Annotated in this window: 10 protein-coding genes; 7 read left to right on the forward strand and 3 right to left on the reverse strand. The window is 73.8% G+C overall.

What is annotated here, in order from left to right; all coding sequences use genetic code 11:
- Positions 1-171 precede the first annotated feature (171 nt).
- Both galE and guaA read left to right on the forward strand, forming a co-directional pair.
- On the forward strand, positions 172-1,194 hold the full coding sequence (galE, locus tag OUQ99_RS04185) for a UDP-glucose 4-epimerase GalE (protein WP_267948105.1): 1,023 nt from the start codon (positions 172-174) through the stop codon (positions 1,192-1,194).
- 92 nt (positions 1,195-1,286) lie between these two features.
- Positions 1,287-2,867, forward strand: a complete 1,581-nt coding sequence (gene guaA, locus OUQ99_RS04190) for a glutamine-hydrolyzing GMP synthase (RefSeq protein ID WP_267948106.1) — start codon at positions 1,287-1,289, stop codon at positions 2,865-2,867.
- 236 nt (positions 2,868-3,103) lie between these two features.
- Here the strand turns inward: guaA and OUQ99_RS04195 are convergent, their stop codons facing one another.
- Complete coding sequence (locus OUQ99_RS04195; protein ID WP_267948107.1) at positions 3,104-4,996, reverse strand: serine/threonine-protein kinase; 1,893 nt, start codon at positions 4,994-4,996, stop codon at positions 3,104-3,106.
- A 265-nt stretch (positions 4,997-5,261) separates the two neighbouring features.
- Between OUQ99_RS04195 and OUQ99_RS04200 the strand changes: the two genes are divergently transcribed.
- The 5 genes from OUQ99_RS04200 to OUQ99_RS04220 all read left to right on the forward strand — a co-directional run bounded on the left by OUQ99_RS04200 (position 5,262) and on the right by OUQ99_RS04220 (position 10,694).
- The gene (locus OUQ99_RS04200; protein WP_267948108.1) at positions 5,262-6,233 is read left to right on the forward strand and encodes a 4-(cytidine 5'-diphospho)-2-C-methyl-D-erythritol kinase; all 972 of its coding nucleotides are present in this window, start codon (positions 5,262-5,264) and stop codon (positions 6,231-6,233) included.
- Between the two features lie 83 nt (positions 6,234-6,316).
- Positions 6,317-7,024 (forward strand): thiamine pyrophosphate-dependent enzyme, encoded by a 708-nt coding sequence (locus OUQ99_RS04205; protein ID WP_267948109.1) that lies wholly within the window; start codon positions 6,317-6,319, stop codon positions 7,022-7,024.
- A 10-nt stretch (positions 7,025-7,034) separates the two neighbouring features.
- The gene (locus OUQ99_RS04210) at positions 7,035-7,934 is read left to right on the forward strand and encodes a transketolase family protein (protein ID WP_267948110.1); all 900 of its coding nucleotides are present in this window, start codon (positions 7,035-7,037) and stop codon (positions 7,932-7,934) included.
- 318 nt (positions 7,935-8,252) lie between these two features.
- Complete coding sequence (locus OUQ99_RS04215) at positions 8,253-10,034, forward strand: ABC-F family ATP-binding cassette domain-containing protein (RefSeq protein WP_267948111.1); 1,782 nt, start codon at positions 8,253-8,255, stop codon at positions 10,032-10,034.
- A gap of 168 nt (positions 10,035-10,202) precedes the next feature.
- Positions 10,203-10,694 carry a glutathione peroxidase gene (locus OUQ99_RS04220; RefSeq protein WP_267948112.1) on the forward strand — a complete coding sequence of 164 codons (492 nt, stop codon included), beginning with the start codon at positions 10,203-10,205 and terminating at the stop codon, positions 10,692-10,694.
- 122 nt (positions 10,695-10,816) lie between these two features.
- Here OUQ99_RS04220 and OUQ99_RS04225 read toward each other — a convergent pair whose 3' ends face one another.
- Together OUQ99_RS04225 and OUQ99_RS04230 are read right to left on the reverse strand one after the other, a co-directional pair.
- Positions 10,817-11,782: an SGNH/GDSL hydrolase family protein gene (locus OUQ99_RS04225; protein WP_267950244.1), complete on the reverse strand. Its 966-nt coding sequence runs from the start codon at positions 11,780-11,782 to the stop codon at positions 10,817-10,819.
- 445 nt (positions 11,783-12,227) lie between these two features.
- Entirely contained in the window at positions 12,228-12,737 is a 510-nt protein-coding gene (locus OUQ99_RS04230) for a MarR family winged helix-turn-helix transcriptional regulator (RefSeq protein WP_267948113.1), read from the reverse strand.
- Positions 12,738-12,833: the final 96 nt, after the last annotated feature.

The following is a 12,833-nucleotide window of genomic DNA, read 5'->3' on the forward strand; positions in this document are numbered from 1 at the left end:
CCGGCCGCGCCCGCCCCCTCGGCGCGCCCGCGGCCCGCCGTACCGGGCCCGGGAGCGGCCGGTCACGGCAGGTGCCCGGGTGGCGCGTGTCACCGGCGGCCGACCCGGCCGCCCCCTATCCTGGGGAGCGTCCGCGAGAGGGCGGGCGCTCCTCAGCCAGGGAAGCGAGAGATGAACGTACTGCTCACCGGGGGGGCCGGGTACATCGGCTCGCACACCGCGGTCGAACTGCTCCAGGCCGGACACGACGTCGTCGTGGTCGACTCCCTCGTCAACAGCAGCGAGGAGGCCGTCCGCCGCGTCGAGCGCATCACCGGGCGGACCGTCGCCTTCCACCGGGCGGACTGCACCGACCCCGCAGCGCTGCGCCGGATCTTCGACGTCCACGACGTCGACGCCGTCATCCACCTGGCCGGGCTCAAGGCGGTGGGCGAGTCCGTCGCCCAGCCGCTGCGCTACTACCGCAACAACCTCGACGCGCTCCTGAACCTCGCCGAGGCGATGGACGAGCACGACGTCCGGAACCTGGTGTTCAGCTCGTCGGCGACGGTCTACGGCGACCCCGAGCACCTGCCCCTCACCGAGGACAGCACCCTCTCGGTGACCAACCCCTACGGCGCCACCAAGCTGTTCATCGAGCGCGTCCTGGAGGACCTGGCCGCCGCCGACCCCCGCTGGCACATCGTCTCCCTGCGCTACTTCAACCCGATCGGCGCCCACCCCAGCGGGCTCATCGGCGAGGACCCCCTGGGCGTCCCCAACAACCTGTTCCCGTACATCGCGCAGGTCGCGGCCGGACGCCGGGAGCGGCTCACCGTGTTCGGCGACGACTACGACACCCCCGACGGCACGGGTGTCCGGGACTACCTGCACGTGGTCGACCTCGCCCAGGGCCACCTGGCCGCCGTCGACCACCTCGGCGACACCGCGGGCTGCCGCGTCTACAACCTGGGCACCGGCCGCGGCACCTCGGTCATGGAGGGCCTGCGCGCGTTCGAGAGGGCCACCGGCGCACCCGTCCCGTACGAGGTGGCCGACCGGCGCCCCGGCGACGTCGCCGTGTGCTACTCCGACCCCTCCGCCGCCGCCCGCGACCTGGGCTGGAAGGCGGCCCTCACCGTCGACGACGCCTGCCGGGACGCGTGGAACTGGCAGTCGGCCAACCCCGGCGGCTTCGGGGGCGCCGGGAGCTGAGCCCCACCGCACACCCCGGAGTACCGGTTGAGCACGGGGAACGCCCTAGACTGGACGCCTATCCCTGTACTTCCTGCGGAAGGTCCTCCGTCGTGTCCGTTGGTGCTGAGAGCACGTTCGACACCGTTCTCGTCGTGGACTTCGGCGCGCAGTACGCGCAGCTGATCGCACGACGCGTCCGCGAATGCCATGTGCACAGCGAGATCGTGCCCTCGACCATGCCCGTCGAGGACATGCTCGCCAAGAAACCCAAGGCCATCATCCTCTCCGGCGGCCCGTCCTCGGTCTACGCCGAGGGCGCCCCCGTCGTCGGCGCCGAGCTGTTCGAGACCGGGGTCCCGACCTTCGGCATCTGCTACGGCTTCCAGGCGATGACCCGGGCCCTGGGCGGAACCGTCGACCGGACCGACCTGAGCGAGTTCGGCCGCACCGAGCTGACGGCCGTCACCGACTCCCTGCTGTTCGCGGGCGCCCCCGCCGACCTGTCGGTGTGGATGTCGCACGGCGACTCCGTGGTGCGGGCCCCCGAGGGCTTCGCCACGACCGCCAGCACCGCCGGCGCCCCGGTCGCCGCGTTCGAGGACACCGACCGCCGCCTGTTCGGCGTGCAGTTCCACCCCGAGGTCATGCACACCGAGCACGGCCAGGAGGTGCTGCGCCGGTTCCTGTACGAGGGCGCCGGGTGCCGTCCCACCTGGACGATGGTGAACATCGTCGAGGAGCAGCTGGAGCGCATCCGCGAGCAGATCGGCGACAAGAGCGTCATCTGCGCGCTGAGCGGCGGCGTCGACTCCGCCGTGGCCGGAGCCCTCGTGCAGCGCGCCGTCGGCGACCAGCTGACCTGCGTGTTCGTCGACCACGGCCTGCTCCGCAAGGGTGAGGCCGAGCAGGTCGAGAAGGACTTCGTCGCGATCACCGGGGCCAAGCTCAAGGTCGTGGACGCCGAGGAGCGGTTCCTGTCGGCGCTGGCCGGGGTCACCGACCCCGAGGAGAAGCGCAAGATCATCGGCCGCGAGTTCATCCGCGTCTTCGAGCAGGCGGCCCGCGAGGTCGTCGCCGAGGGCGGGGAGGGCGGCGCCGAGGTCGAGTTCCTCGTGCAGGGCACCCTGTACCCCGACGTGGTCGAGTCCGGCGGCGGCACCGGGACCGCCAACATCAAGTCGCACCACAACGTGGGCGGCCTGCCCGACGACCTGCAGTTCACCCTGGTCGAGCCCCTCCGGGAGCTGTTCAAGGACGAGGTGCGCAAGGTCGGCGAGGAGCTGGGCCTGCCCGCCGAGATGGTGTGGCGCCAGCCGTTCCCCGGGCCGGGCCTGGGCATCCGCATCATCGGCGAGGTGACCCGCGACCGCCTGGAGATCCTGCGCGAGGCCGACGCCATCGCCCGCGAGGAGCTGTCCCGCGCCGGCCTGGACCGCGAGATCTGGCAGTGCCCGGTCGTGCTGCTCGCCGACGTCCGGTCGGTGGGCGTGCAGGGCGACGGCCGCACCTACGGCCACCCGGTCGTGCTGCGCCCGGTCAGCAGCGAGGACGCCATGACCGCGGACTGGTCGCGCGTGCCCTACGACGTGCTGGCGAAGATCTCCAACCGGATCACCAACGAGGTCCGGGAGATCAACCGGGTGACGCTGGACGTGACCAGCAAGCCCCCGGGCACCATCGAGTGGGAGTAGGGGAGCGCCCCTCCCCGGAGCACGGACGGGCCCGGCACACCGCGTGTGTGCCGGGCCCTGTCCTTGTCCTCCGTCGCGCTCCGGCCCGGGGCCGCGGGGCCCGGCAGCGCTTCCGGACGGGGCGGGGCCGCGCACCCTCCCGGCCCACCGCCCCCGGCCGTGTTCCGCGGGTCGTGCCGGGCCCGCGGTGATCGGCGCGGGCGCCGGGCCGACCGCGGGCCTCCACGGACCACGCCCTAGTAGGTCACCATGTCCCGGATCTCGATGGAGGTCGGCGCGCCGCCGGGGGTGTTGTTGAGCAGGAGCCTGACCGGGCTCTCGTCCTCGGTGAGGATGAACACCAGCTCGCCCGCGGCCGGGGTGCCCGGGGCGAGGCCGCCGGTGTCCCACAGCGAACTCACCTGTTCGTCCCTGGACGGGGTCGCCGCGACGACCTCGGACTCCGACTCGGTGACCAGGTACTGCGACTTGCTGTCGAACACGAAGCGCTCGCCCTCGAGGAGGTTGGTGACCTGCAGGTCCACGACGCAGTACTCGCCCCTGCGGAGCGCGGATCGGCCCTCCAGCGTCTCCATCCCGCAGTTGACGGAGTTGACCCGGTACTCGACCGTGCCGTCGGCGGAGACCCCGCCGGATCCGTCCGAGGGGACGGAGTCGTCGGCGCCGTCGTCCGGTGCGGGCTCCGGGGCCTCCTCCTGCTCCGAGCCGGCCCCCGCGGGAGGGGCCTCGTCCCCGCCGGAGAACGGCGGGTCGTCCCGGTTCATCACCAGGATCGTCAGGACGGCCATGAGCACCAGGAGCACCGCGGCGCCCACCGCCACCGCGACGACCAGTCCGCGGCGCCGGTTCGGTGCGGCCGGCCGGTGCGGGGGAGGGGGGACCGGGGGCACGTACGGCTGCGGCCCCGGGCGGTTCGCCTGCTGGTCGGCGGGGGGCACCATCGGGATGGGCCCGGTCGAGGCCGGGTGCTGGGCCGGGGGCGGACCCGCCTGCCGGGGCTGCTGCGCCTGGCCGCCCGGCGGTGGGCCGGGCTGGTGGCCGGTCGCGGGATAGCCCGGGGGCGGCCCCGCGGGAGGCTGCGGGTGCTGGAAGTTGCCCGTCTGGTGCGCGGGCATGGGCGGGCCCGCCTGGTACTGGCCGGGCGCCGGGTGCCGCATGCCCGTCACGGTCTGGTGTCCGGGCCCGCCCTGCTGGGGGCGCATCCCCGGGGGAGGGCCGGGCGGCATCGGCGGCAGGTTGGGCCGCCACGACTGGTGCAGCGCGTGCGACACCATGTCGTTGGGGTTGGTGCTGTCCTCCCCGCCCGCCAGCTCCAGCAGGAGGTCCTGGGCGGTGGGCCGGCGGTTCGGCTCCTTGGCCAGGGCACGCGTCACGAGGCGGTCGAGAGGGCTGTCCAGGTTGCCGATCTGGGGTTCGGCGAACAGCACCCGCTTGCCCAGCGTCATGGCGTCGCCGTTGCCGAAGGGGTGCGTGCCGTTGCCGGCGAACGCCACCAGGCACCCCCAGGCGAAGATGTCCGCCGAGGTGGTGACCTGCTCCTCCAACAGCTGCTCGGGCGCCATCCACCCGGGGCTGCCCATGACGATGCCGGTCTGGGTGTGGTTCGTGGCGGTGTTCATCGCGCGCGCGATGCCGAAGTCGATCACCCGGGGGCCCGACAGCGACAGCAGCACGTTCGCGGGCTTGAGGTCGCGGTGGACCAGCCCGGTGCGGTGGATGGCCGCGAGCGCGGCGGCCACGCCCAGGGCGAAGCCGTGCAGGGTGGAGGAGTCCAGCGGACCGTTCTCGGCTATGTGCTCGGCCAGGGCGGTGCCGGCGATGTACTCGGTGACCATGTAGGGACGGTTCTCGAACGTCCCGTGGTCGAGCACCTTGGCGGTGCAGAAGGAGGCGACCTTGCGGGCGTTCTCCATCTCATCGCGAAAACGCGCCCGGGTCGCCTCGTCGAAGGCGAGTTCCGGACGGATGACCTTGATGGCTACCTGGTTGTTCCGGTCCGACATACTGCCCAGGTAGACGGTGCCCATGCCACCGCTGCCCAGCTTGCCGGACAGCACGTAGGGACCGATGGTGGCCGGATCCCCGGCGGCCAGCGGTTCCAGGTTCTTCGGGAGCCCATCCGACGGCAAGCGACCCTCCCCGACGGTGTCCAAACCCCGCCTTGCCCCAAGGTAGCGGTGTTTGTGCCCTGATTCCCACTCAGCGGCCTGATTGGGCCGTTCTGGGGGCAGGCGGTGACTGACATGACAGTGGTGACGATCCCCGGATCGTGATCCTGGTTCCCGATTCCTTCCGCCGATGGCGTTAGCGCCGGTCGGAGGGGGTGAACACACCGGCGCCCCTGGCGGGGTACGTGTTCACGCAAGGTGGGGGTTCCTTTACGATTGGGGACTCGTGACCGTTAATACCACCGTAACCGTGCGGGTCCCCGCGAAGGTGAACCTCCAGTTGGCGGTGGGGCCCGGACGCGAGGACGGGTTCCACGACCTCGTCAACGTGTTCCACGCCGTCTCACTGTTCGATGAGGTTACCGTCAAGGAGGCCCGGTCGCGTCGGCCGAGTCCCCCGGGCGGGGGCGGCTCCGTCGTCGCGGAACTGACCGCCGGCGGCGGCCTGGGGTCCCACCTTTCCCGCGTTCCCCTCGACGCGAGCAACCTGGCCGCCCGCGCGGCGGTCCTGGTGGCCGAGCGCACGGGGAAGGGCTTCCCCGTCACCGTCCACCTGGACAAGAACATCCCGGTGGCGGGAGGCATGGCCGGAGGGAGCGCGGACGCGGCCGCCGCCCTGGTCGCCTGCGACCGGCTCTGGGGCGCCGGCCTGTCACGGGAGGCCCTCCTCGACTGCGCCGCCGAGCTCGGCAGCGACGTCCCCTTCGCCCTGGTGGGCTCGACGGCCGTCGGGACGGGGCGGGGCGAGGTCCTCTCGCCGATGGCCAGCCCCGGCCGTTTCCGCTGGGTCTTCGCCCTGTCGCCGCACGGCCTGTCCACGGCGCGGGTCTTCCGCGAGTACGACCGGATCCGTCCGGACGCCCCCCCGCCGAGCCTCGACCCGGCCCTGGCCGGCGCGCTCGCGCTGGGGGACCCCGCGGCCGTCGGAGCGGCGCTCACCAACGACCTCCAGGAGGCCGCCCTGTCCCTCCTGCCGGAGCTGGAGCGCACCCTCGGGACCGGGCGGGGCGCCGGGGCCCTGGGGGCCCTGGTGTCGGGCTCGGGGCCCACCTGTGCGTTCCTGGTGGGCGGGGGACCGGAGGACGCCGCCGTCGTGGCCGAGCGCGAGGCCTCGGTGGTCGCGGCCCTGGAGGGGAGCGGGCTGTGCGAGCAGGTGGTGACGGCCCACGGGGACGTGCCGGGCGCCGTTGTGCTGTGACCTAAATCACTGTCGTTTCTTCCGTTCTGTGGGGGTTTCGCCCAGTTGACCTGAACCACGGTTGAGGTCGAACACTGGTGTGCATGACGACCGCAACCGCCTTGTCGCGCTACGCCGACCTGCCAGCCCTCATCGGCCTCATGGAGGGTGACGAGAAGCACATGGGCGCCGCCCACTCCACCCTGGACGTGGTGTGGGTCCTCTACGACCGCGTCCTGGCCGTCACCCCCGCGACGGCCGAGGACCCCGCCAGGGACCGCTTCCTGCTGTCCAAGGGCCACGGGCCCGCGGCGTTCTACGCGGTGCTGGCCGCCAAGGGGTTCGTGGACGTGGCCGCCCTGCGCGGCTGGACGGCCTTCGACTCCCCGCTGGGCCACCACCCGGACCGGGTCCTCGTGCCCGGGGTGGAGATCGGCAGCGGCTCCCTCGGCCACGGCCTGCCCCTCGGACTGGGCAGCGCCCTCGGCCTGCGCGCCCAGGGCGTCCGCCGCCCCGACGGCGCCGCCCCCCGCGTGGTGGTGCTCCTCGGGGACGGGGAACTCGACGAGGGCAGCAACCACGAGGCGATCGCCGTCGCCGGGCGGCTCGGCGTCGACAACCTCACCGCGGTCGTCGTGGACAACGCCTCAAGCACCCACGGCTGGCCCGGCGGCGTCGCCGCACGGTTCGCGGGGGAGGGGTGGGCGGCGCGCGAGGTCGCCGGGCGCGACCACGACGCCCTCCACGAGGCCCTCACCCGGCCCCACACAGGACGGCCGCTGGCCGTCGTCGCCCGCGTCCGGACCAGGTAGGGGACAGGCCATGCGAGAAACCTTCGCCGCCACCGTCAGCGAGGCCATGGACCGCGACCCGCGCGTCGCGGTGGTCCTCGCCGCCATCTCGGCGGGCATGTTCCGCTCCGCCGCGGCCCGCCACCCCGGGCGGGTGGTCGACGTCGGCATCCGGGAGCAGGCCATGATCGGGGTGGCCGGCGGGCTCGCCCTGACCGGGATGCGCCCGATCGTGCACAGCTACGCCCCGTTCCTGGTCGAGCGGCCGTTCGAGCAGGTCAAACTGGACTTCGCCCACCAGGACGTGGGCGCCGTCCTGGTCAGCATCGGCGGCTCCTACGACGCCTCCGAGGAGGGGCGCACCCACCAGGCGCCCGGCGACGTCGCCCTGCTCGACACCCTCCCGGGGTGGACCGTGCACGTGCCGGGCCACCCGGACGAGGCCCGCGCCGCCCTGGAGTCCGCCATCCCCGGCGACGACCGCGTGTACGTGAGGCTGTCGGAGACCTCGAACCGCGCGCCCCGGCCCGTGGACGGGCGGCTGTCCGCGGTGCGCACGGGGTCGCCCCGCTCCGCGGGCGTGGTGGTCGCCGTCGGACCGATGCTGGACCGCGTGCTGGAGGCCACCGCCGACCTCGACGTGACGGTCGCCCACACCTCCACCGTGCGCCCGTTCGACCGCGCGGGGCTCAGCGCCCTGGTCGGGGCGGCGGGCAACGCCGACGTGCTCGTGGTGGAGCCCTACCTCGCCGGGACCTCCGCGCACGAGGTCGCGGCGGCCCTCGTGGACCGGCGCCACCGGCAGCTCGGGCTGGGGGTGGCCCGCGACCGGGAACTGCGCGCCTACGGCGCCCCCGCGCAGCACGCGCGGGCGCACGGCCTGGACGCGGAGGGCATCGCCGAGGCCGCCAGGGGGTTCTTCCTGGCGTAGGCCGGGGCCGGGGAACCCGGCGGCGCGGAACGCGCCCGGGGCCTTGCGTGGTGCGGCCCCGGGCGCGTCCCGTGCGGGGACACGCGCCGTCCGGGGCGCATCCCCGCGTGAGGCGCCGGGCGACTGCGGCGTCGTGCTCGGTCACCGCGACCCGGGCCGCTCCCCCGCGGGAGGCACACCCGCCGCCCGTGCCCGGGCTCGCCGCGCCCCCGCGGGGGGACGAGAGCCCGGACCGCGGCCCCGCCGTCGGGACAGGGATCCCGTGCCCCGGGGCGGGGGGGCCAGGGCACTGGGTCGGACCCGGGACAATGGAAGGTGATGACGAATCTGGTCAACCTTCAGGACGTGTCCCTGGCCTACGGGCCGCTCGTACTCCTCGACAAGGTGTCGCTCGGCGTCGACGAGGGCGAACGCATCGGTGTGGTCGGCCGCAACGGCGGCGGCAAGTCCACGCTGATCTCCGTGCTCTCCGGCATCACCGAGCCCGACTCCGGGCGGGTCGTGCACAACCGCGGGCTGCGCATCGGCTTCCTGCACCAGCGCGACACCTTCCCCGACACCACCGTCGGCGGGTTCGTGCTGGGCGACCGCGCCGAGCACGAGTGGGCGGGCGACTCCCGCATCCGCGACGTCCTGCGGGGCCTCCTCGGCGGCTGGGACCTTGACACGCCCATGTCCGGGCTCTCCGGCGGCGAGCGCCGCCGCTCGGGACTGGCGCGGCTGCTCATCGGCGACCACGACCTCATCGTCCTGGACGAGCCCACCAACCACCTCGACATCGAGGGCATCGCCTGGCTCGCCGAGCACCTGCGCGGCCGCCCGGAGGCGCTCGTGGTCGTCACGCACGACCGCTGGTTCCTGGACGCCGTCACCACCCGCACCTGGGAGGTCGGGCGCGGCGCCGTCGAGCGCTACGAGGGGGGCTACGCCGCCTACGTCCTGGCCAAGGCCGAACGGGACCGCCAGGCCGCGGCCTCCGAGGAGCGGCGCCAGAACCTCATGCGCAAGGAGCTGGCCTGGCTGCGCCGCGGCGCCCCGGCCCGGACCTCCAAACCCAAGTTCCGCATCGAGGCGGCCAACCAGCTCATCGCCGACGAGCCGCCGCTCCGCGACACCGTCGAGCTGGTGCGGTTCGCGAGCTCCCGGCTCGGCAAGACCGTCATCGACCTCAAGAACGTGTCGGTGGCCGTCCCCGACCGGACCCTCCTGGACCACCTCACCTGGCAGCTGGGCCCCGGCGACCGGGTCGGCCTGGTGGGGGTGAACGGCGCGGGCAAGTCCACCCTCCTCAAGATCCTCGCCGAGGAGCGCGAGCCCGACTCCGGCAGCGTGCGCACCGGCCGCACCGTCAGGCTCGCCCACCTGTCGCAGAACGTCGTCGAACTCGACCCCGAGGCGCGCCCGCTCCAGGCCGTCATGGAGATCCGCGAGCACATCACCATCGGCAAGCGCGACTACACGGCGAGCCAGATGCTGGAGCGCTTCGGCTTCCGGGGCGACCGGCAGTGGACGCCGATCGGCGACCTGTCCGGCGGCGAGCGCCGCCGCCTCCAGCTCCTGCGCCTGCTCATGGACGAGCCCAACGTGCTGCTGCTGGACGAGCCCACCAACGACCTGGACATCGAGACCCTCACCGAGCTGGAGGACCTCCTCGACGGCTGGCCGGGCTCCCTCGTGCTGGTCAGCCACGACCGGTACTTCCTGGAGCGCATCACCGACCGGGTGCTCGCGCTCATGGGGGACGGCAGCCTCGCCTTCCTGCCCGGCGGCGTCGACGAGTACCTGGAGCGCCGCGCGGTGACCGCGGGGGAGGCCACGGTGCCGCTCGGCGCGTCCGAGACCGCTGCGGCCGGGGCCGCCCCCGAGCAGCCCGCGGTGTCCGCGACGGAGCGGCGCGCGGCCCAGAAGGAGCTCCAGCGCGTCGAGCGCCGCATGGACCGCATCACCAGGCGCGAGGCGGAGCTGCACGAGCTGATGGCCGCCGCCGCGAACGACTACGTCCGGCTCGCCGAACTGGACGCCGAGGCCAAGGCCCTGGCGACCGAGCGCGGCGAGCTGGAGGAGGTCTGGCTGGAGCAGGCGGAGATCGTCGGCGACTGACCGCCGGGCGCGCTCCTCCGGCCGGGGCCCCGCGAGGGGGCCCGGCGAGGGGTTCCCCGCCTCCGCCGGGCGGCTCGGGGCGCCGTCGAGTAGCCTCCGGGAACATGGGGCCGCCGCGGCCGACCGTACGCCGGGCGCCACCCCCCCAGTGGACAGGAGTGAACCCGCATGACCGCTTTGGACGAGATTCCGGTGACGCTGATCGACGGGCGCGAGACGACCTTCGGCGAGTGGGCCGGAAAGGTCAGGCTGGTGGTGAACGTCGCCTCCCGGTGCGGGCTCACGCCGCAGTACGGGCAGCTGGAGGAGTTGCAGAAACGCTACGCCGACCGGGGGTTCACCGTGCTGGGGTTCCCCAGCAACCAGTTCCTCCAGGAGTTCGGCAGCGACGGCAAGATCGCCGAGTACTGCTCCGCGACGTGGGGGGTGACCTTCCCGATGGCGAGCAAGGTCAAGGTCAACGGGAAGGACCGCCACCCGCTCTACGGCGAGCTCACGGCGACCCCCGACGCGGACGGCCAGGCGGGGAAGGTGAAGTGGAACTTCGAGAAGTTCCTCGTCCTCCCGGACGGCGCCGTGCACCGCTTCCGCCCGGCCACGCTGCCGGACGACCCCGCCATCGTCGCGCTCATCGAGAAGTCGCTCCCCGGGGAGGCGTGAGGGCGCGGTAGCCCGTCCCCTCCGGGGCGGGCCCGGACCGGAGGGGACGGGCCCCGGCCCGGTCCGCCGATCCCCCGTGAGAGGGGACGCCCGGCCGGGTCCCCACGCGGGCGGAGCGCCCCTCAGCGCACCTCCTCCGCGAAGACGGAGGCGATCTCCCGCGCGCCCTGCTCGTTCGGGTGGATGTCCGGGCCCCGTTCCGCGTCGCACATCCAGGTCAGGTCGCACACGTTCTGGAGGTTCGCGGGCATGCCGGTCCCGCTGTCCTCGGGCACCTCCCTGTTGGTGGCCTGGAAGACGGAGTCCACGTCCGCGACCTCGATGCCCTCGGCCTCGTAGGCCTCGGTGAGCGTCCCGTTGACCTCGGTGAGGATCTCCACGGCCTCCTCGGCGAGCCCGCCCCGCGCCTCGTGCTCGGGGAAGACCTCCTCGGCCTCCTCCGCGGACGCGGCGGCCTGCCCGGCGGGGTCGTCGTCGAGCAGGAGGAAGGCGAGGAACGGGTTGTAGTAGGTCATCGCGACGATCCGGGTGTCCGGGCCGGCCGCGGCGCGCAGCCGCTCGGCGATCTCGGGCACCTCGTCCTCCAGGCGGTCGAGGCCGTCGGCCACGCACTCCGCGTCGATGTCGATGTCCTCGGAGCTGTCCGCGCGGCCGTCCGGCGCGTTCACCCCCTGCACGCAGCGGGTGAAGTTGTTCGCCCCGATGGTGAGGGTCACCAGGTCCACCTCGCCCTCGTGCTCCGCGAGGAAGTCCTCGGCGGCCCGGAGCTGCTCACCGTCGTCGTAGCGCTCCTCGCAGTCGGGCAGACCGCCCTCCATGAACGTGGTCGTGTCCTCGCCCGCGCAGCCCATGCGCTCGTGCCGGAGGCCGGGGTCGTCGTCGAGCAGGGTGCGGTACAGGACGTCCGTGTACCCTTCCTCGGTCTCGACGGGCGTCCCGTCCTCGTCGGGCTGCACGCCCACGGCCAGCGAGTCGCCCAGGGACAGGTAGTAGCCCCCTTCGGCGCCGGGGGTCCCCGGCGCCGCCGTCCCTTCTCCGTCGGTGCCCGCGCACCCCGCCGCCAGCACTGCGACGGCCGTCACCGCGATCCAGCGGATTCGCACTCTCTGTCTCCCACCCGGGTCGGTTGCAGGTACGTGCCCGGGGCTGCCCGGTGGGCGGGCGCGCCGCCCTTCCCGGGTGCCGCCGGGCCCTTCACGTGGGGGAACCGGAAGGCGTCCGGGCCACGATGCCAGCCGCCGCGGGTCCGCGTCGAGCGTCCGGGTGGGAGATGTCTCTCAGCGGGCCGGCCTCGGGGCCCGGACCGCCGCGACCGTTCGGAGCGCTCTCCGGGACGGAGGAGGGACCCGCACGCGGCGGCGGGGGCGGGCCGCCGAGCTCTCACGCCGTTCTCTCCCGCCGGAGCCCGAAACGCGGTGCGCGCCCGGCAGCGCTCCTGGTGGGGGCGGACACCGCCGGGGGCGGGGGATGCCTCCGGCGGTCCCGGCGCGCGCGCCGATCGCCGCGAGCCCGGGACGTTCCGCGGAACGAGCCCTAGCCCTGCGGTCGGGAGGGGTCCCTGTCGAGGGGGGCCAGAAGGCATCTGAGCAACGATGCCAGCTGCTGCCGGTCGCCGTCGGGCATGGGGGCCAGAAGCGTCTCCTCGTAGCTGAGGAGCGACTCCAGGGCGGCGTCGATGCGCTCGGCGCCGCGTTCGGTGAGCCGGACCAGCACCCCGCGCTTGTCGTCGGGGTCGGGGCGGCGCTTGACCAGGCCGGCGGCGGCCAGCCTGTCCACCCGGTTGGTCATGGTCCCGGAGGTCACCAGGGTGGCGCGCAGCAGCCGTCCGGGGCTCAGCTCGTACGGGGGACCGGAGCGGCGCAGCTCCGCGAGCACGTCGAACTCCCAGGGCTCCAGTGCGTGCTCGGTGAAGACCGTGCGCCGGGCGCGGTCCAGGTGGCGTGCGAGCCGGGACACACGGCTGAACACCTCCAGGGGTGTCACGTCCACGTCCGGGCGTTGGGAGCGCCACGCCTCGATCAGCCCATCCACCTCATCGCGCATGGGGACAGCCTATCTCTTGACATCAAGATAGTGGGGCGGGTATGCCGCACTTCCCGCGTCCCGCTCGCGGCAGCGGCGCGGGGGACGGGCCGCGGC

Origin of the sequence: Streptomonospora nanhaiensis (genome assembly GCF_026642255.1) — a bacterium.
GTDB classification, from domain to species: Bacteria; Actinomycetota; Actinomycetes; order Streptosporangiales; family Streptosporangiaceae; genus Nocardiopsis; species Nocardiopsis tropica.